General features: G+C 71.0%; 16 protein-coding genes. 13 read left to right on the top strand and 3 right to left on the bottom strand.

Features of this window, described 5'->3' with window-relative positions; translation table 11 throughout:
* Window positions 1–42: 42 nt before the first annotated feature.
* From ACIA8D_RS30345 to ACIA8D_RS30330, 4 genes are all read left to right on the top strand, one after another.
* A complete protein-coding gene (locus ACIA8D_RS30345) occupies window positions 43–3,603 on the top strand; it encodes an ATP-dependent DNA helicase (RefSeq protein WP_399237303.1) in 3,561 nt (1,186 codons plus the stop codon).
* A gap of 10 nt (window positions 3,604–3,613) precedes the next feature.
* Entirely contained in the window at window positions 3,614–5,026 is a 1,413-nt protein-coding gene (locus ACIA8D_RS30340) for a dipeptidase (RefSeq protein ID WP_399237301.1), read from the top strand.
* Between the two features lie 74 nt (window positions 5,027–5,100).
* Window positions 5,101–6,060, top strand: a complete 960-nt coding sequence (gene nudC, locus ACIA8D_RS30335) for an NAD(+) diphosphatase (RefSeq protein WP_399237299.1) — start codon at window positions 5,101–5,103, stop codon at window positions 6,058–6,060.
* Window positions 6,061–6,124: 64 nt separating this feature from the next.
* Window positions 6,125–6,301, top strand: a complete 177-nt coding sequence (locus ACIA8D_RS30330) for a hypothetical protein (RefSeq protein ID WP_399237297.1) — start codon at window positions 6,125–6,127, stop codon at window positions 6,299–6,301.
* Window positions 6,302–6,405: 104 nt separating this feature from the next.
* Here the strand turns inward: ACIA8D_RS30330 and ACIA8D_RS30325 are convergent, their stop codons facing one another.
* Entirely contained in the window at window positions 6,406–6,660 is a 255-nt protein-coding gene (locus tag ACIA8D_RS30325) for a glutaredoxin domain-containing protein (protein WP_399237295.1), read from the bottom strand.
* A 162-nt stretch (window positions 6,661–6,822) separates the two neighbouring features.
* On the opposite strand from ACIA8D_RS30325, the gene ACIA8D_RS30320 reads away from it, so the two are divergent.
* The 5 genes from ACIA8D_RS30320 to ACIA8D_RS30300 all read left to right on the top strand — a co-directional run bounded on the left by ACIA8D_RS30320 (window position 6,823) and on the right by ACIA8D_RS30300 (window position 10,767).
* On the top strand, window positions 6,823–9,069 hold the full coding sequence (locus tag ACIA8D_RS30320) for an ATP-dependent DNA helicase UvrD2 (RefSeq protein WP_399237293.1): 2,247 nt from the start codon (window positions 6,823–6,825) through the stop codon (window positions 9,067–9,069).
* A gap of 163 nt (window positions 9,070–9,232) precedes the next feature.
* Complete coding sequence (locus tag ACIA8D_RS30315) at window positions 9,233–9,556, top strand: hypothetical protein (RefSeq protein WP_399237291.1); 324 nt, start codon at window positions 9,233–9,235, stop codon at window positions 9,554–9,556.
* A 185-nt stretch (window positions 9,557–9,741) separates the two neighbouring features.
* Window positions 9,742–10,110, top strand: coding sequence for a WhiB family transcriptional regulator (locus ACIA8D_RS30310; RefSeq protein WP_399237289.1), 369 nt, complete (start codon window positions 9,742–9,744; stop codon window positions 10,108–10,110).
* Window positions 10,107–10,430: a hypothetical protein gene (locus ACIA8D_RS30305; RefSeq protein ID WP_399237287.1), complete on the top strand. Its 324-nt coding sequence runs from the start codon at window positions 10,107–10,109 to the stop codon at window positions 10,428–10,430. Before ACIA8D_RS30310 ends, ACIA8D_RS30305 begins: the two co-directional genes overlap by 4 nt.
* A 133-nt stretch (window positions 10,431–10,563) precedes the next feature.
* Entirely contained in the window at window positions 10,564–10,767 is a 204-nt protein-coding gene (locus ACIA8D_RS30300) for a hypothetical protein (protein WP_389269674.1), read from the top strand.
* On the opposite strand, the gene ACIA8D_RS30295 is transcribed toward ACIA8D_RS30300, so the two are convergent.
* Both ACIA8D_RS30295 and ACIA8D_RS30290 read right to left on the bottom strand, forming a co-directional pair.
* Complete coding sequence (locus ACIA8D_RS30295; protein ID WP_399237285.1) at window positions 10,768–12,132, bottom strand: ABC1 kinase family protein; 1,365 nt, start codon at window positions 12,130–12,132, stop codon at window positions 10,768–10,770. It lies immediately after the preceding gene.
* 66 nt (window positions 12,133–12,198) lie between these two features.
* A complete protein-coding gene (locus ACIA8D_RS30290) occupies window positions 12,199–13,365 on the bottom strand; it encodes a ThiF family adenylyltransferase (protein ID WP_399237282.1) in 1,167 nt (388 codons plus the stop codon).
* A gap of 195 nt (window positions 13,366–13,560) precedes the next feature.
* On the opposite strand from ACIA8D_RS30290, the gene ACIA8D_RS30285 reads away from it, so the two are divergent.
* From ACIA8D_RS30285 to ACIA8D_RS30270, 4 genes are all read left to right on the top strand, one after another.
* The gene (locus tag ACIA8D_RS30285; protein ID WP_399237279.1) at window positions 13,561–14,157 is read left to right on the top strand and encodes a M48 family metallopeptidase; all 597 of its coding nucleotides are present in this window, start codon (window positions 13,561–13,563) and stop codon (window positions 14,155–14,157) included.
* Between the two features lie 114 nt (window positions 14,158–14,271).
* Window positions 14,272–15,954: a TerD family protein gene (locus ACIA8D_RS30280; RefSeq protein WP_399237277.1), complete on the top strand. Its 1,683-nt coding sequence runs from the start codon at window positions 14,272–14,274 to the stop codon at window positions 15,952–15,954.
* Between the two features lie 11 nt (window positions 15,955–15,965).
* Window positions 15,966–16,646, top strand: a complete 681-nt coding sequence (locus tag ACIA8D_RS30275) for an AIM24 family protein (RefSeq protein WP_399237275.1) — start codon at window positions 15,966–15,968, stop codon at window positions 16,644–16,646.
* A 17-nt stretch (window positions 16,647–16,663) separates the two neighbouring features.
* Window positions 16,664–17,419 (top strand): AIM24 family protein, encoded by a 756-nt coding sequence (locus tag ACIA8D_RS30270; RefSeq protein WP_399237273.1) that lies wholly within the window; start codon window positions 16,664–16,666, stop codon window positions 17,417–17,419.
* Window positions 17,420–17,508: the final 89 nt, after the last annotated feature.

Raw genomic sequence — 17,508 nt, 5'->3', positions numbered from 1 at the left:
AACAGGACGGCGCTGTCAGTGGTGCCGGTTAGCCTCGATGAGGTGACCACGCGCCTCACCGACCCCGAGCAGCTCAAAGAGCTGCTGGGCATCCCGTTCACCCCGGAGCAGACGGCCTGCATCACCGCGCCGCCCGCCCCGCAGGTGATCGTGGCCGGAGCGGGCTCCGGCAAGACGACGGTGATGGCCGCGCGCGTGGTCTGGCTGGTCGGCACCGGTCAGGTCGCCCCCGAGCAGGTCCTGGGCCTGACGTTCACCAACAAGGCGGCAGGGGAACTGGCCGAGCGCGTCCGCAAGGCCCTGATCAAGGCAGGCGTCACCGACCCCGACGTCATCGACCCGGACAACCCCCCGGGCGAGCCCGTGATCTCCACGTACCACGCCTTCGCGGGCCGGCTCCTGACCGACCACGGCCTGCGCATAGGGCTCGAACCCACGACGCGCCTGCTCGCCGACGCGACCCGCTTCCAGCTCGCCGCGCGCGTGCTGCGCGAGGCGCCAGGACCGTACCCCGCTCTCACCCGCTCCTTCGCCGACCTGGTCAGCGATCTGCTCACGCTGGACGGCGAGCTGGCGGAACACCTCGTACAACCGGGCAAGCTGCGCGCGTACGACCACGAGCTGCTGCGCGCCCTCGAAGGCGTCAAGCTCAGTAACGCGGACCTGCGGAAGGTGCCCGAGGCGGCCGCCGCGCGCCTGGAGCTGGCCGAGCTCGTGGGGCGCTACAGGGAGGCCAAGCGCACACGGGATCTCCTCGACTTCGGCGACCAGATCGCCCTGTCGGCGACCTTGGCGGACACGCGGCCCGAGGTCGGTGAGATCCTGCGCGACGAGTTCCGCGTGGTCCTGCTCGACGAGTACCAGGACACCTCCGTGGCCCAGCGGATCCTGCTCGCCGGTCTCTTCGGCGGGGGGACGGGCCACGCGGTGACCGCGGTCGGCGACCCCTGCCAGGCGATCTACGGCTGGCGCGGCGCTTCCGTCGCCAACCTCGACGACTTCCCGCGCCACTTCGCGTACGCGGACGGGCGCCCGGCCACCCGCTTCGCGCTCAGCGAGAACCGGCGCAGCGGCGGCCGCCTGCTCGACCTCGCCAACGGGCTGGCCGAGCCCCTCAGGGCGATGCACGCGGGCGTGGAGGCCCTGCGCCCCGCCCCCGGGGCCGAGCGGGACGGCGTCGTGCGCTGCGCCCTCCTGCGTACGCACAGCGAGGAGATCGACTGGCTCGCCGACTCCATCGGCCACCTCGTCGCCACGGGAAGGCCGCCCGGCGAGATCGCCGTGCTGTGCCGCACCGCGACCGACTTCGCCGAGATCCAGGGCGCCCTGGTCGCCCGCGACATCCCGGTCGAAGTGGTCGGCCTCTCCGGCCTGTTGCATCTGCCGGAGATCGCCGACCTGGTCGCCATGTGCGAGGTCCTTCAGGACCCCGGCGCCAATGCCTCGCTCGTGCGGCTGCTGACCGGTCCGCGCTGGCGCATCGGCCCGCGCGACCTCGCCCTCCTCGGGCGCCGGGCACGCTATTTGGTCTCCCACGCGCGCGGGGGAGAGGACGACGACCCGGACCGGCGGCTGGCCGCTGCCGTCGAGGGGGTCGACCCCTCCGAGGTGATATCGCTGGCGGACGCGCTCGACACGTTCCTGGAGTCCTCGGCCGAGGACGCGGAGGACGACGACGGGCTGCCGTTCTCCCCGGATGCGCGCGTGCGCTTCGCACGGCTCGCCACCGAACTGCGCGAGCTGCGCCGCTCGTTGTCCGACCCCCTCATGGATGTGCTGCACCGGGTCCTCGCGGTCACCGGCCTGGAGGTCGAACTCTCCGCCTCCCCGCACGCGTTGGCGGCCCGGCGGCGCGAGACGCTGTCCAACTTCCTCGACATCGCCGCGTCCTTCGCGGCCAACGACGGCTCCGCGACGCTGCTCGCCTTCCTCGGGTTCCTGCGCACCGCGGCGCAGTACGAGAAGGGCCTCGACAACGCGCTGCCTGGTGGTGAGGACACCGTGAAGGTGCTCACCGCTCACAAGTCCAAGGGCCTCGAATGGGATGTCGTCGCGGTCCCCGGCCTCGTCAACGGCACGTTCCCGAGCGCACAGGGCCGCGAGAAGTGGACGGCACAGGCCAAGGTCCTGCCCCACGAACTGCGCGGTGACGGCGCCACGTTGCCCGACATCGAGACGTGGGACTCCAAGGGCATGAAGACCTTCCACGCCGACATGAAGGACCACCAGCACACCGAGGAACTGCGCCTGGGATACGTCACGTTCACGCGCCCGCGGTCCCTGCTGCTCGGCTCCGGGCACTGGTGGGGGCCGTCCCAGAAGCGCACGCGTGGCCCGTCGGACTTCCTCCAGGCGCTGTACGAGCACTGCGCCGCCGGGTACGGCGAGATCGAGGCATGGGCGGACGAACCAGCGGAGGACGAGGAGAACCCCGCCCTTCAGGAGAGCTCGGTCGAGCACGCCTGGCCGCTGCCACTGGACGAGGGGGCCCGGGCGCGCCGCCGGGCCGCCGCCCACACGGTCCTCGCCCATCTTGAGCGCGCCGCGGGACACGAGGCCGCGTACGCCCACACGGAGACCCACCCCGCCGTCCTCGACGAGCCGCCCTTCGAGGACCCCGACTGGCCCCCGCCGCCCGAAGACGACGAACCCCCGTACGACCCGTACGAGGACGGCTACGTACCGGACGAGGGCGAGCACGACCCCTACGAGGACGGCGCCCTTGAAGAGGGCGCCCCACAAGAGGGCGCGCCTCAAGAGGACGCCGCCTCCCCGGCCGGTGCCTTCGCGCGCGTGCCCGAGCCCGAGCGGACGGCCCCGGTCGTGCCGCACCCCGCTCCCACCCCGGAGTCGGAGCTCACCCCGGAGGAGGCGCGCACCATCGCCTCCTGGGACCGCGACCTCGAGGCGCTGAGCAGCGAGCTGGTGCGTGCCCGCGCGGCCGTGCGCGAGGTCCCCGTCCCGCACACGCTCACCGCGTCCCAGCTCCTGCGGATGGCCGCCGACCCGGACGCCTTCGCCCAGGAACTCGCCCGCCCCATGCCCCAGCCGCCGCAGCCGGCGGCCCGCAGGGGCACGCGGTTCCACGCCTGGATCGAGTCGCGCTTCGAAGAGCTCCGGCTGCCCATGCTCGACCCCGAGGAACTGCCCGGCAGCGATGCCGAGATCGCGGACGAGCGCGACCTGGAGGAGCTCAAGGAAGCCTTCGAGCGCACCCCGTACGCCCACCGCACCCCCTACCGGGTGGAGACGTCCTTCCAGCTGGCCATCGCGGGCCGCGTCGTCCGCGGCCGTATCGACGCCGTCTACAAGGAAGGCGACGGGGAGGACGCGACGTACGAGATCGTGGACTGGAAGACGGCCCACCGGAAGTCCGCCGACCCGCTCCAGCTGGCCGTCTACCGGCTCGCCTGGGCCGAGCAGCAGGGCATGCCCCTGGAGGCGGTGAGCGCCGCCTTCCTGTACGTACGCACCGGGGAGACGGTCCGACCGCGTCGGCTGCCCGGCCGGGAGGAGCTGGAGCGGCTCCTGCTGGAGGACCCGCAGGAGCCCGCGGAGCCCGTGGAGGAACCGCCGGACGAACACGTTCGGGCGGGCGGATAGGCTCGTGACCATGAGCAAGCCCGTTGACACCGCCGTCAGCACAGTCCGTGCGTACATCGAGAACCATCGCGAGGCGTTCCTCGACGACCTCGCCGCGTGGCTGCGGATCCCCTCCGTGTCCGCCCAGCCCGACCACGCACCGGACGTGCGGCGCAGTGCCGACTGGCTCGCCGCGAAACTCGCCGGGACCGGCTTCCCGACCACGGAGGTGTGGGAGACGCCCGGCGCCCCCGCCGTGTTCGCCGAGTGGCCCTCGGGCGACCCCGAGGCCCCCACTGTCCTTGTCTACGGGCACCACGACGTGCAGCCCGCCGCCCGTGAGGACGGCTGGGACACCGACCCGTTCGAGCCGGTCGTCGTCGGAAAGCGCCTCCACGCGCGCGGGGCGGCCGACGACAAGGGGCAGGTGTTCTTCCACACCTTGGGCGTGCGCGCCCACCTCGCCGCGACCGGACGCACCGCGCCCGCCGTCAACCTCAAGCTCCTCGTCGAGGGCGAGGAGGAATCGGGTTCCCCGCACTTCCGCGCCCTCGTCGAGGAGCGCAAGGAGCGCCTGGCCGCGGACGCCGTGATCGTCTCGGACACCGGCATGTGGTCCGAGGACACCCCCACCGTGTGCACCGGCATGCGCGGCCTCGCCGACTGCGAGATCGAGCTGTACGGGCCCGACCAGGACATCCACTCCGGCTCGTTCGGCGGTGCCGTCCCCAACCCGGCGACCGCCGCGGCCCGCCTCGTGGCCTCCCTGCACGACGAGCACGCGCGCGTGGCCGTCCCCGGCTTCTACGACGGCATCGTGGAGCTCACCGACCGGGAGCGCGAGCTGTTCGCGGAGCTTCCGTTCGACGAGGAGCAGTGGCTGCGCACAGCGAAGTCCCACGCCACCCACGGAGAGGCCGGGCTCACCACCCTGGAGCGCATCTGGGCCCGCCCCACCGCCGAGGTCAACGGCATCGGCGGCGGCTACCAGGGCCCCGGCGGCAAGACGATCGTGCCGTCCTCCGCGATGCTCAAGCTCTCCTTCCGGCTGGTCGCAGGGCAGGACCCGGACCACATCGAGAAGGCAGTCACCGCCTGGGTCGCCGAGCAGCTGCCCGCGGGCATCCGCCACACGGTCACCTTCGGGGCCGCCACCCGCCCGTGCCTCACGCCGCTCGATCACCCGGCACTGAAGTCCGTCGTACGCGTCATGGGGCAGGCCTTCGAGCGGAAGATCCGCTTCACGCGCGAGGGCGGTTCGGGTCCTGCGGCCGACCTCCAGGACGTGCTGAACGCCCCGGTGCTCTTCCTGGGCATCTCCGTGCCGTCCGACGGCTGGCACGCGCCCAACGAGAAGGTCGAGCTCGACCTCCTCATGAAGGGTGTCGAAACAACCGCCTACTTGTGGGGCGATCTCGCGGAGAGCTGGGCAGATGCACACTGACTGAGGCACCCCGCACCCGCCTCGCCGAACCGCCCGCCGAACCACCCTTTCCACCGGGGGAGTTGGAAGCACTCGTGACCACCTGGACCGACCGAACCGCCGACCTCGCCGCAGGGCGACCGCTGTCGCTCTCGGCGCCGAGCGGCATCGACCGCGCCGCGCACCACCGTCTCGACGAGGCCTGGCTCGCCGCCGCCTGGAGCCACCCCACGACCCGCGTCTTCGTGGTCTCCGGTGGCCAGGCGCTGATCGACGAGACACCGGACGGCACGACGGAACTGGTCATGACCCCGGCCTTCGAGGCGCCCCTCACCGAGGCCCATCGCTATTTCCTGGGGACCGACGAGGACGGCGTGAGCTACTTCGCGCTCCAGAAGGACACGCTTCCCGGGCGCATGGACCAGTCCGCGCGCCCGGCCGGCCTTCGCGAGGCGGGGATGCTCCTCTCGCAGCGGGACGCCGGCCTCATGGTGCACGCCGTCGCCCTGGAGAACTGGCAGCGCCTGCACCGTTTCTGCTCCCGCTGCGGCGAACGCACCGTCATCGCCGCCGCGGGCCACATCCGCCGCTGCCCGGCCTGCGGGGCCGAGCACTACCCGCGCACCGACCCGGCCGTGATCATGGCCGTGACGGACGAGCAGGACCGCATCCTGCTCGGCCGCCAGGTGCACTGGCCCGAAGGGCGCTTCTCGACGCTCGCCGGCTTTGTCGAGCCCGGCGAGTCCATCGAGCAGTCGGTGCGGCGCGAGGTCTTCGAGGAGGCGGGCGTCGTCGTCGGTGACGTCGAGTACGTCGCCAGTCAGCCCTGGCCGTTCCCGTCCAGCCTGATGCTCGGATTCATGGCGCACGCCACGTCCTTCGAGATCAACGTGGACGGTGACGAGATCCATGAGGCGCGCTGGTTCTCCCGCGAGGACCTGACCGCCGCTTTCGACGCCGGCGAGGTCATGCCTCCCTACGGGATCTCGATCGCGGCCCGGCTGATCGAGCTCTGGTACGGCAAGCCGCTGCCGAAGCCCAGCGACGCGCTCTGAGTGATCTGCGGGCCCGCCGCCCTCGTGGGAGGCTGGTCCCAGCAGCCCTGAAGGGGGCGAGGTCATGACCGGCTCTGCACAGCAGCGCAGGCGCGAAGAGGAAGCGGCGGCCCGGCGGCGCGAGTGGGCGCTCAAGCGTCGGGGCAACCAGGACATCACCGGCAATCGTGCGGCGAACCTGCTGACGATGATCGTTTTGCTGGTCCTCCTTGCCGTGCTGGTCGTGCTGCTGGTCGTTTGACCGGGCCCCCTGCCGCGCCGGGAGGGGCGGCACAACGGCCGCGGACAGCGGAAAGCCCCCGTACCCGTGGGCGGGCGGGGGCCAATCGCTCGGGGCTGCGCCGCTCAGGCGGCCATGGCCTGCTTGACCTGGGCCAGTGAGGGGTTCGTCATGACCGACTCGGCGCCGCTGTCGGACACCACGAGGAGCGTGGGGACCGTCTGGTTCCCGCCGTTCGCCTTCTCGACGAAGGCCGCGGACCGCGGGTCGTGCTCGATGTTGACCTCGGTGTACCCGATGCCCTCACGGTCCATCTGCTTCTTCAGCCGCTGGCAGTAGCCGCACCACGTGGTGCTGTACATCGTCACAGTGCCCGGCATTTCCTCGCGCTCCTTCGGTGGCTGGGGGTGCGTGTTCGCAAGTAGTCGAACGTACGTGACCCGGCGACCATTCCCACACGTCGAACGCATTGGTACGACTAACGGTCGGCACCTGTGGACAACGCGACGCATCCGTCACCGCGGACCTGGCAGCATGGCGGGGTGACATCAGCAACGCACTCCACCCTGTTCCCGCAGGATCCCGGCCGTGGCCAATATTCGGCTCCGCCGAGTGACGCCGACGCGGTGCTCGAAGGCCTCGACCCCGAGCAGCGCGCCGTGGCGACGGCCCTGCACGGTCCGGTGTGTGTGCTCGCGGGTGCGGGCACGGGGAAGACGCGGGCGATCACCCATCGCATCGCGTACGGCGTGCGCGCGGGGATCCTCCAGCCCAACACCGTCCTCGCCGTCACGTTCACCAACCGCGCCGCCGGTGAGATGCGCGGCCGGCTCCGACAGCTCGGCGCCGTGGGGGTGCAGGCCCGTACCTTCCACTCCGCCGCCCTGCGCCAGCTCCAGTTCTTCTGGCCCAAGGCCGTCGGCGGGGAGCTGCCCCGGCTCGTCGACCGCAAGATCCAGCTCGTCGCGGACGCCGCCGCCGCGTCGCGGCTGCGCCTGGACCGCGGCGAGCTGCGCGACGTGGCCTCGGAGATCGAGTGGTCCAAGGTCACGCAGACCGTCCCCGGCGACTACGCCGCGGCGGTGCACAAGGCGGGCCGTGAGGCACCCCGGCATCCCGCGGAGATCGCCCAGATCTACTCCGCGTACGAGACCCTCAAGCGGGACCGCTCCGTCATCGACTTCGAGGACGTCCTGCTGCTCACCGTCGGCATCCTCCAGGACCGGCAGGACATCGCCGAGCAGGTCCGCGCCCAGTACCAGCACTTCGTCGTCGACGAGTACCAGGACGTCAGCCCGCTCCAGCAGCGCCTGCTCGACCTGTGGCTCGGCGAGCGCGACAGCCTCTGCGTCGTGGGCGACGCCAGCCAGACGATCTACTCCTTCACCGGGGCCACCCCGGACCACCTGCTCAACTTCCGCACACGTCACCCCGGTGCCACCGTCGTCAAGCTGGTCCGCGACTACCGCTCCTCGCCCCAGGTCGTGCACCTGGCCAACGGGGTCCTGACGAGAGCGAGCGGGCGCGCCGCCGAGCACCGTCTGGAACTGATCTCGCAGCGCGAGGCAGGCCCCGAGCCGACGTACGTCGAGTACGCCGACGAGCCCGCCGAGGCCGAAGGCGCCGCCGGGCGCATCCGCGAGCTGATCGACGCCGGAGTGTCCGCCGGCGAGATCGCGATCCTGTTCCGGACGAACGGGCAGTCGGAGATCTACGAGCAGGCCCTCGCCGACGCGGGTGTGCCCTACCAGCTGCGCGGTGCCGAGCGCTTCTTCGAGCGGGCCGAGGTGCGCAAGGCACACCACGAGCTGCGCGCGGCCGCCCGCTTCGGTGACAACGACGCGGGACTCGACGAGGCCGTCGATCTGACCTCCCAGGTCAGAGCCGTCCTGTCGGGAGCGGGCTGGACCAGCGAGCCGCCCGCGGGTTCCGGCGCCGTCCGGGACCGCTGGGAGTCGCTCGCGGCCATCGCCCGGCTCGCGGAGGACCTCGCGAGAGCCGAGCCCACCGCGCCCCTGAGCGCGTTCGTGGAGGAGCTCGACGCGCGGGCGAGCGCGCAGCACGCCCCGACCGTGGAAGGCGTCACCCTCGCCTCGCTGCACGCGGCGAAGGGCCTCGAGTGGGACGCGGTGTTCCTGGTCGGCCTCGCCGAGGGCATGATGCCGATCACCTACGCCAAGACCGACGAGCAGATCGAGGAGGAGCGGCGGCTGCTGTATGTCGGGGTGACCCGCGCGCGGCGCCACCTCGGTCTCTCCTGGGCGCTGTCCCGTTCGCCGGGCGGCCGCCCGAGCCGCAGGCCGAGCCGTTTCTTCGACGGGCTGCGGCCGGGGTCGAAGGGCGCGTCGGGGCGCGCGGCCAGTGCGGGACGTGGCGGCATCGAGTTCGGAACCCGTACGGGCACCCGCGAGTCGCCCGGCGCCACCACGCGTCCCAGGGGCGACCGGAAGGTGGCCCGCTGCCGCGTGTGCGGGCGCACCCTCGAGGCCGCGGAGATGAAGCTGATGCGCTGTGAGGACTGCCCGTCGGACATGGACGAGGGGCTGTACGAGCGGCTGATCGAGTGGCGCGGTCGCACCGCGGCGGGTCTCGGCCAGCCCGCGTTCTGCGTCTTCACGGACAAGACCTTGATCGCCATCGCCGAGTCCGCCCCCGAGGACGCGGCCGAACTGTCCCGCATCCCGGGCGTCGGACGGCGGAAGTTTCGGACGTACGGATCCGACGTTCTGGCTATCTGTGCAGGTCAGACGGTTGACGATCAGATCGACGAGGAGCCGGGGGACGACTGATGGGAACTCGTCGAAAAAATAGTTTGCGCATGCCCCAACAATCCCCATAGGTTCTTAATCACGAAAGCAGCGGCCTTCTCGGAGGCCCTGGTTCCGTGTTGTACTTGAAAGCCGTCGGATCGGTTCGCACCGGTCCCCGAGACGCCGAGAGGAGGCGATTCCAGTGATCAGCATCAACGCCAGCTCCATCAGCACCGTCAAAATGACCGATCGCTCGGTCGTCGCTTCCTGCCTGCTCGGCTCCTCGAACCTGGGCACCGGTCTGTCTGGCGTCTCCGCCATGCGTCCGGAGTCCGGCCTGGCCCTCGCGGGTCTTCCCATCCGCGAGCGCAATGAGCGACCGACCAAGGCACCGGAAGCAGTAGCGACGGCACAGGCTCAGGCCTATGCCTTTGCCGCGGCCGGTGCCGGATTCCGGAAGCAGACGACGCAGCACCACACGATGTGGGCCTTCCGTGGGCTCAAACCCTGGAGTGATCCAGCCTGACGACGATCAGGCCGGCGCCTTCAGGGCCGCGGAACCCCATCCGGGATCCGCGGCCCTTCTGTTTTCCCGGAAGATCCAGCGATCTTCCGAGGAACCAGGACGAAGGGGCCTCGGGACAAGAAAAGAACCCGGTACCGCTACCAACCGGCCCACCGGCCGGACGACCAGACGAGGAAGAAGACACCGTGCAACTCGAAGCGCACGCCCCGTCCGTACCGCCTTCAGGCCCTCTTTCCCCGCCCGTGTCCACGGAGGACTCCACCTTGAACCCGCTGACCGCGCTCACCGCGCTCGACGACGCCATCGAGAACCTCGACGTACCCGTCCCCTGCCGTGCCTATGACCCCGAGGTCTTCTTCGCGGAGTCGCCGGCGGATGTCGAGTACGCCAAGTCCCTCTGCCGTACCTGCCCGCTGATGGAGGCCTGCCTCGCCGGCGCCAAGGAGCGGCGTGAGCCCTGGGGCGTCTGGGGCGGCGAGCTGTTCGTCCAGGGCGTTGTCGTCGCCCGGAAGCGGCCGCGTGGCCGCCCGCGCAAGAACCCGGTCGTGGCATGAACACCCCCGGAACGATCGACCGCCCCCTCACGCACGACCCCAAGAAGCAGGCCCCGATGAAGCCCTTCACGAGCGAGCCCGAAGGCTCCGCGATCCCAGACTTCACCACCCCCGGCGCGAACGAGTCGCGCCAGAACAGGACCCGTCAGATGCAACTCATCCCAGAAGCCCTGGCTCGTGCGCATATGCATGAGCAACTGCGCGCGTCCGAGAGCGAACGCCGGGCCGTGCGCCTGGCCACCGCCCGCCGGATGCAGCGCCGTGCCGAGCGCGCTTCGCTGCGCGCCCGGCGTGCGCTCGCCCAGGCCGTCATGCAGTAACCGAACCGTCGATTCGGTTCGTCGACAGCCGCCACGACAGCGCGGCGCTTCCTCGGGGGCCGGTCCGAAGCGGACCGGCCCCCGAGGCGTGTGGCGCCCGGCGCTCATCGGCTCATCGCGTTATCGTCGCCGGGTGACGTCTCTTCCTGGCGGGGACTCCGCGCAGCAGCCCGACCACCAGGCCCTCGCGTGCGCGCGGTGCGGCACGACCGTCCGGGAGCTGCCGCTGACCTGGACATGTTCCGTCGAGGGCGGCACCCGGCGGTACTTCTGCGACGCCTGCGCCCGGGAGAACATCAGGGCCATCGAGGGACGGCTCGACTCCGACTGGTGGTGATCAGGCCTCCGCCGCCGGCCAGTCCTCGACCTCCGCCGCGTCTTCGGTGGCAAAGCCCGGCAGCCACGCCTCCAGTTCGTCCCGCAGGCGCACGGTGGCCCCGAGCTGGCACAGCACCCCGATCGTGCTGAGCGTCACCCGATGGATCAGCAGGTACGAAGGCGGGAGGTTGAGCTGCTTGCCCAGTTGGTGGGCGGGGGAGCGGGGATCGGCTATCCGGGCGGCCTGATTGCGCATCCAGGAGCGGGTGAACGTGAAGGCGTCGACGCGGGCCGGCTCGATGATCGGCAGCAAGTAGTCGAGCACGGCGTCCGGTTCGAGCTCGATCGACTCCTTGACGAAACCCTCCTCGCAGAGCAGCTCGTAGACCGCCTCCGCCTCGCCGTCCAGCGTTCTGCGCAGGGAGACGCCGATCGGCTCGGGCAGACCGCCGGGCAGCCGGTCGACCGTCCCGAAGTCGAGGACGCCGAGGCGCCAGCCGCCCTTCTCGTCCGGCAGCAGCCGGAAGTTGCCCGGATGCGGGTCCGCGTGCAGCAGGCCCGTACGCGCGGGCCCCGAGAACAGGAAACGGGCGAGCAGCTGACCCGCGCGATCGCGCTCGTCCTCGCTGCCGTTGTCGATGACCTCGGCGAGCGGTGTCCCGTCGATCCACTCCGTCACCAGGACCTGCTCGCTCTGGTGCACCACGTGCGGCACCACGACATCGGGGTCCTCGTCGAACTTTTCCGCGTGCGCCTGCTGGGCCTGAGCCTCCAGCGCGTAGTCCAGCTCCTCCGAAACCCGGTCGCGCAACTCGGTGATCAGCGGCTTGATGTCCATGCCGGGGACCAGCGGGCCCAACAGGCGCGCGAAACGGCTCAGTTGACCGAGGTCCGACAGCAGGGCCTCACCCGCACCCGGGTACTGCACCTTCACGGCGACCTCACGGCCGTCGTGCCACACGGCACGATGCACCTGACCGATCGACGCGGCGGCCGAGGGCCTGTCGTCGAACTCGAGGAACAGCTCGCGCCATTGCTCGCCGAGCCGCTCGTCGAGCACCGCGTGCACGGTGCGGGTCGGCATCGGAGGCGCGGCTTCCTGAAGCTTCGTCAGGGCAGCGCGGTACGGGCCCGCGACGTCCTCTGGGAGGGCGGACTCGAAGACGGACAGCGCCTGTCCGAACTTCATGGCCCCGCCCTTGAGTTCACCGAGCACCTTGAACAGCTGGTCCGCGGTGCGCTGCTGCAGTTCCCGCCCGACGATCTCGGCGGACTTGCCGCCGATGCGTCTGCCGATGCCCCAGGTCGCGCGACCCGCGAAGCCGATCGGCAGCGCTGCCAGCTTGGCGGTACGGGTAACCGCCTTCCGGGGAAGATCAGACATACACCCCTCCAAATGCCGAACAGCCATGCCGCGCATGCCCGGTGCCGTGGTACCGACAACCATTGCCTACCCGGCCATTGTGTCGTGCGGCTCCTCTTCCACGGAGACCTCCTGCCCGTTACCTCCCTCACCCGCACCGCACGGGCACCGCGGATGGGGCCACACCGGCCGGGCGTGCCAGTCGAGGCCCGGGGCGGCCGCCTCCCAGCGGGCCCCCGTGCTCGACGGCAACTCCCCGTCGAGGAAGGCCAGCCCATGTGCCGCGGCGAGGCCCGCGACAGCGGTGGCAAGGCCCAGATCGCAGGCCTGCACCTGACGTCCGGCCTGCCCCGAACTCCACTGGGCGAGCAGCCGGGGCCAGGTGGGATCGCGGTCCGTGCGCCCGAGGAGCAGGCAGTGCGCGCAGCCGGTACCACCGGGCAGTACCAACGGTCCGACCACGCCGGTGGCCTCGACGACGCCCGCGTACAGGTGGGGAATGCCGGCCCCCAGCAGATCCTCGGCCGCGCCCGGGTCGGGGGAGTGGACCGCCAGTCCGTCACGCGGGGCGATGATCACGAGGGAGAGCGGAGGCTGCTCCGGGCCCGGCTCCGCGAGGCGCTCGGGGGCCGCCTTGCGGCGGTCGGGTCGCGGCGGCCTGGCAGGCGCCATCGAGCGGACCTGCCGCCGCGCGGACACGTCCCGGCGCTCGCCCGTCGACTCCACCGGATGCCCGCCCGGCGCCACGTCCCATGGCTCGACGCATCCGCCGTCCCGCACATCGACATGGCCGACACCCGCGGACGCGAGCACCGAGGCGATGACCGCGCCCACCCGTCCGGCGCCTCGCACCTGGACCCGCATCGCGCGCCGGGCTGTCAACTTCAGTATCGCTTCGGCCGGTTCCGATGTCGTGACCGTCAAGGCGGCGTGGTCGGGGCGGAGCCGATCCATCGCGCGCGACTGTTTGCGCAGTTCCGCAGCGGGTGCGCCGCCACCGGTCGCGTCGTCGAGGAGCCCCGCTCCGCCCAGTCGCTCCAGGAGTGCGTCCACATGGCCGTCAGGAAGGCCCATCCGCTGGGCCTCCGTGCGCAGGAGCGGGACCCCGCGGGTGCCGTCGAGCAGTGTCAGGAAGCTGCCGGTGGCCGTGTCGACCGGGCCGAGTACCACCGCGTGCGCCGGCGTCAGCCCGAACTGCACCGTGTTCAGGTCGTGCCAGCCGCGCCGCAGGGCCGGTTTCAGGATCGGATGCATGACTGTCCCCCGTGCTGTGCCGACGGCGTCGTTCCCGTCGATCGACCGCCAGCATGCCCGGGCGGCCGGATCCGTGCGGAAAGTTGTCCACAGGCTGTGGGTGATAGTCGTACTAATCGAGGGGTGGGTTGCGGGGCCGCACCGAAGACTTCCGGAGGCGGGACTTCCGCACGGTCCAGCGGGTAACGTCGGGGCGTGTCCGCCGACCCACTGCACCGTGCCACGAAGACGCAGCGCAGCACGACCAGCCCGCCCTCAGGCGGCCTGGGGGCGAGCGCGGTCGAGGTGCGCAGAAGCTCCCGGCGGCGCAGGACCGTCTCCGCGTACCGCGAGGGGGATCGCACCGTGGTGCTCATCCCGGCGCGGATGTCGGAGGCCGAGGAAAAGCGCTGGGTGGGCGTCATGCTCGACAAGCTCGCCGCCCAGGAGAGCAAGCGGGTGCTCGGCGACACCGAGCTGGCGGACCGTGCGGAGCGCCTGTCGGACCAGTACCTCGACGGGAAGGCCCGCCCCGCTTCGGTGCGCTGGGTCACGAACCAGAACACCCGATGGGGCTCGTGCACTCCGGCGGAGGGCAGCATCCGGCTCTCCCACCGGCTGCAGGGCATGCCCGAGTACGTCGTCGACTACGTGCTCATCCATGAACTCGCACACCTGCTGGTCCCCGGACACGGGCCGCGGTTCTGGAGGCTCCTGGAGGCGTATCCGCGCACGGAGCGGGCGCGCGGATATCTCGAAGGAGTGGTCGCGGCCGATCGGCTCCCGCATCTGCCCGCCGCGCGCGGCGACTGATCGCCTTTCAACACTGCTTCTGTACCAGGGGTGTACCGACTTCTCCCGCTGTCGGTGATTGCGGATAGCCTGGCGCGACGCAATCACCATCGGGATGGGGGACGGTCGTTACGCATGGCCAGGGAATTCCAACGCGGCCACAAGGCCAAGATCAGTGACCTCACCGCAGGCACGGATCTGTACGTGGGTGTACAGATCACCGGCCCCGGACTGAGCTTCGACATCAGCTGTTTCGGCCTCGACGCCGAGGAGCGGTTGTCCGACGACCGGTACTTCGTCTTCTTCAACCAGCCCAAAACGCCCGAGGAATCCGTCCAACTGCTCGGCGCGCAGGCCGGTGAAACGGAATCCTTCCGCGTCACGCTCGAGAAGATCCCCGCGCACATCCAAAAGCTTTCGTTCACCGCGACCATCGACGGTGCGGGGCAGATGTCGCAGGTCGCTCCCGGATACATCCGTATCGTCGCCGGTGGTGAGGAAGTCGCGCGATATTCCTTCCAGGGTGGTGAGTTCTCCACCGAGCGTGCGGTGATGCTGGGCGATTTCTATCTGAAGGACGTGTGGCGGTTCGCCGCCGTCGGACAGGGCTTCGACGGGGGCCTGGACGCGCTGCTGAAGAACTTCGGTGGCGAGGTCGCGGAGGAAGAGCCCGCCGCCGCGCCGCAGCAGGAAGCGGCTCCCGGCTTCGCGGCTCCCGGTTTCGCGCCCCCCGCTCAGGCCGACGCACCGCCGTCCTTCGCGGCCCCGGCGGCGCCTGCCCCGGCTCCCGCTCCGGCACCCGCGCCCGCGCCGCCCGCCCCGGCCCCCGAGCCGATGCCGCAGACCCCCACGCCCCCGCCGGCCCCCGCGCCTTCGGTGCACGCGGCGCCCACCATCGCCGCCCCGCTGGCCACGCCGCCCGGTACGGTCCCGCCGCCGTCCCCGGCGCCGAGCGCCCCGAACCCGTACGGACAGCAGCCGCAGTTCGGCCAGGTCCCCGGCCAGGGCGGCGCGTCCCTGCCGCCCGGATACGGCCAGCAGCCCCAGACGCCGCCCGCTCCGCAGGGCTTCGGGCAGCAGCCTCCGGCGCCTCCTGGCCAGCCGGTCTTCGGTCAGACCCCGGCCCCGCAGGGCATCCCGCAGCAGGCCGCCGCACCGGGCGTGGCCGCCGCTCTGGAGAAGTACCGCGAGGCCCCCACGGGCCAGCGCTGGACGCTCCAGAACAAGAAGCTGATCCGTGTCGACCTCGGGGCGAGCGGAGACCAGCCCGTCCTCGCCCGCCAGGGCAGCATGGTGCTCTACCAGGGCAAGGTCGAGTTCAGCTACAAGGGCGCCGGGTTCGCCGGCCGCATCGTGGGCAACGCCACCGGCCAGGAGATGCAGCTGATGCGCTGCTCCGGCCGCGGCCAGGTCTTCTTCGCGGAAGAGGCCACGCATGTGCACCCCATCGAGCTCCAGGGCGACGCGATCTGCGTCTCCGCGGAGAACGTCCTCGCGTTCGACGAGAGCCTGCAGCACGAAGTGCGCAGGATCGAAGGGCACGGGATCCCCGGAGGAGCCCTGTTCGTGCTCCAGTTCCAGGGCACCGGGACGGTCGTCGTGAAGACTCACGGCACGCCCGTCGTGCTGCCGGTCACGCCCACGACGTTCGCCGACTCCAACGCCGTCGTGGCCTGGTCCGCGGCCGCGCAGGCGATCGTCTCCAACCAGGTCCGCATGCGCCGCAACGCCTATCCGGGCGACAGCGGCGAAGGCGTGAACCTGCAGTTCCGGGGCGCACCCGGCAACTTCATCGTCGTCCAGCCGTACGAGGTCTGAGGGAGCCCGTCATGAACCAGCCGCTCGCGGGCTTCGCCCCGACCCCGGTAGCCGCCCGCATGGAGAACCACGGCAGCAACATGCTGAAGGTCGCCATGCAGACCGGAAACGACCTCTTCGCGCGCGTGGGCTCGATGGTCGCCTACGAAGGCTTCGTCCAGTACGAGCCCAACCCGCCCGCCGTCCGCCAGATCGCCCGTGACTGGATGACCGGCGAGGGCGCGCCCCTCATGAAGTGCTCCGGGGACGGTCTGCTCTACCTCGCCGACTACGGCGCGGACGTCGTCGTCATCAACCTCGGTGGCGAGTCGATCTCCGTCAACGGCACGAACCTCCTCGCCTTCGACGCGCACCTCCAGTGGGGTGTCGAGCGTGTGAAGGGCCTCGCCAAGTTCACCGGGCAGGGCCTGTGGAACATCACGGTCGGCGGCCAGGGGCACGTCGCGCTGACCTCCCGCGGCACCCCCATCGTGGTCGACTGCGGCCGCGGCGAGGACGAGACGTACGTGGACCCCGACGCGCTCATCGCCTGGTCGCCGAGCCTGAAGGTGAAGGGCAAGCGCAGCTTCCGGGCCGGCTCGCTCATCGGGCGCGGCAGCGGTGAGGCCTACCAGATGGGCTTCTCCGGGGAAGGCATCGTCGTCGTACAGCCCAGTGAGGACAGCACCGACCGCCTCCGAGTCCGGGGCTGAGGGGGAGCGAACACACCATGCAGAGTCCGCTTTTCGCGCACACCGAGCAGCAGTCCCAGGAGCGCTACACGGTGCAGAATCCGCAGATGCTGCGGGTCGCCCTGGAAGGCCACGACGACATCCTCGCCCGCAAGGGCGCGATGGTCGCCTACCAGGGCCTTATGGAGTTCGACGGTGAGTACCAGACGTACGGACAGCAGCGCGCCCGCGCGCACACCGGCGAGGGACTCAGCCTGATGCGCTGCCACGGGCAGGGCACCGTCTACCTGGCGAACCTCGCCCAGTACATCCACGTAGTGGATGTCGAACAGGACGGTCTGACCGTCGACAGCAGCTACGTGCTGGCGATGGACTCCTCGCTGCACCATGAAGTCGTCGCCGTGGACAGCCAGTTCGGCATCTCTGGCTCCGGCAAGTACCAGCTCAACATCACCGGGCACGGCAAGGTCGCGCTGATGACGTCGGGCCAGCCGCTGATGCTCCAGGTCACGCCCGACCAGTACGTCAACGCCGACGCGGACGCCATCGTCGCCTGGTCCACCGGGCTGCGGGTGCAGATGCAGGCGCAGACGCATTCCTCGGGCGTCTGGCGGCGCCGCGGCAACACCGGTGAGGGCTGGGAGCTCAGCTTCATGGGCAGCGGTTACGCGCTGGTCCAGCCCAGCGAGCTGCTGCCGCCGCAGCACGCGGCGGTCGGCGGAGGCCTCGCCGCGCAGTACGGGATGGGGCAGCAGGGCGCCCGCGGCCAGAACCAGGGCAACGTCTGGAGCTAGGGCCTGTCGTTTGGATCAGGCCGGGCTCGCGGGGCCTGGCACGCACGCTCGCGGCGTTGTCGTCGGTCGACGACGCTCCGCGTCGCCTC

Source organism: Streptomyces sp. NPDC051684 (genome assembly GCF_044453445.1).
Classification (GTDB): Bacteria; Actinomycetota; Actinomycetes; order Streptomycetales; family Streptomycetaceae; genus Streptomyces.
The sequence above is the reverse complement of the archived record's forward strand: the minus strand, read 5'-3'. Positions and strand labels throughout refer to the sequence as shown.

Bases quoted from the DNA above. Each gene is read 5' to 3' on its own strand.
- ACIA8D_RS30330 (WP_399237297.1), top strand. From the start codon at position 6,125: ATGACCGGCTCTGCACAGCAGCGCAGGCGCGAAGAGGAAGCGGCGGCC.
- ACIA8D_RS30295 (WP_399237285.1), bottom strand. From the start codon at position 12,132: ATGTCTGATCTTCCCCGGAAGGCGGTTACCCGTACCGCCAAGCTGGCA.
- ACIA8D_RS30270 (WP_399237273.1), top strand. From the start codon at position 16,664: ATGCAGAGTCCGCTTTTCGCGCACACCGAGCAGCAGTCCCAGGAGCGC.
- ACIA8D_RS30280 (WP_399237277.1), top strand. From the start codon at position 14,272: ATGGCCAGGGAATTCCAACGCGGCCACAAGGCCAAGATCAGTGACCTC.
- ACIA8D_RS30305 (WP_399237287.1), top strand. From the start codon at position 10,107: ATGAACACCCCCGGAACGATCGACCGCCCCCTCACGCACGACCCCAAG.
- ACIA8D_RS30325 (WP_399237295.1), bottom strand. From the start codon at position 6,660: ATGCCGGGCACTGTGACGATGTACAGCACCACGTGGTGCGGCTACTGC.
- ACIA8D_RS30275 (WP_399237275.1), top strand. From the start codon at position 15,966: ATGAACCAGCCGCTCGCGGGCTTCGCCCCGACCCCGGTAGCCGCCCGC.
- ACIA8D_RS30290 (WP_399237282.1), bottom strand. From the start codon at position 13,365: ATGCATCCGATCCTGAAACCGGCCCTGCGGCGCGGCTGGCACGACCTG.
- ACIA8D_RS30340 (WP_399237301.1), top strand. From the start codon at position 3,614: ATGAGCAAGCCCGTTGACACCGCCGTCAGCACAGTCCGTGCGTACATC.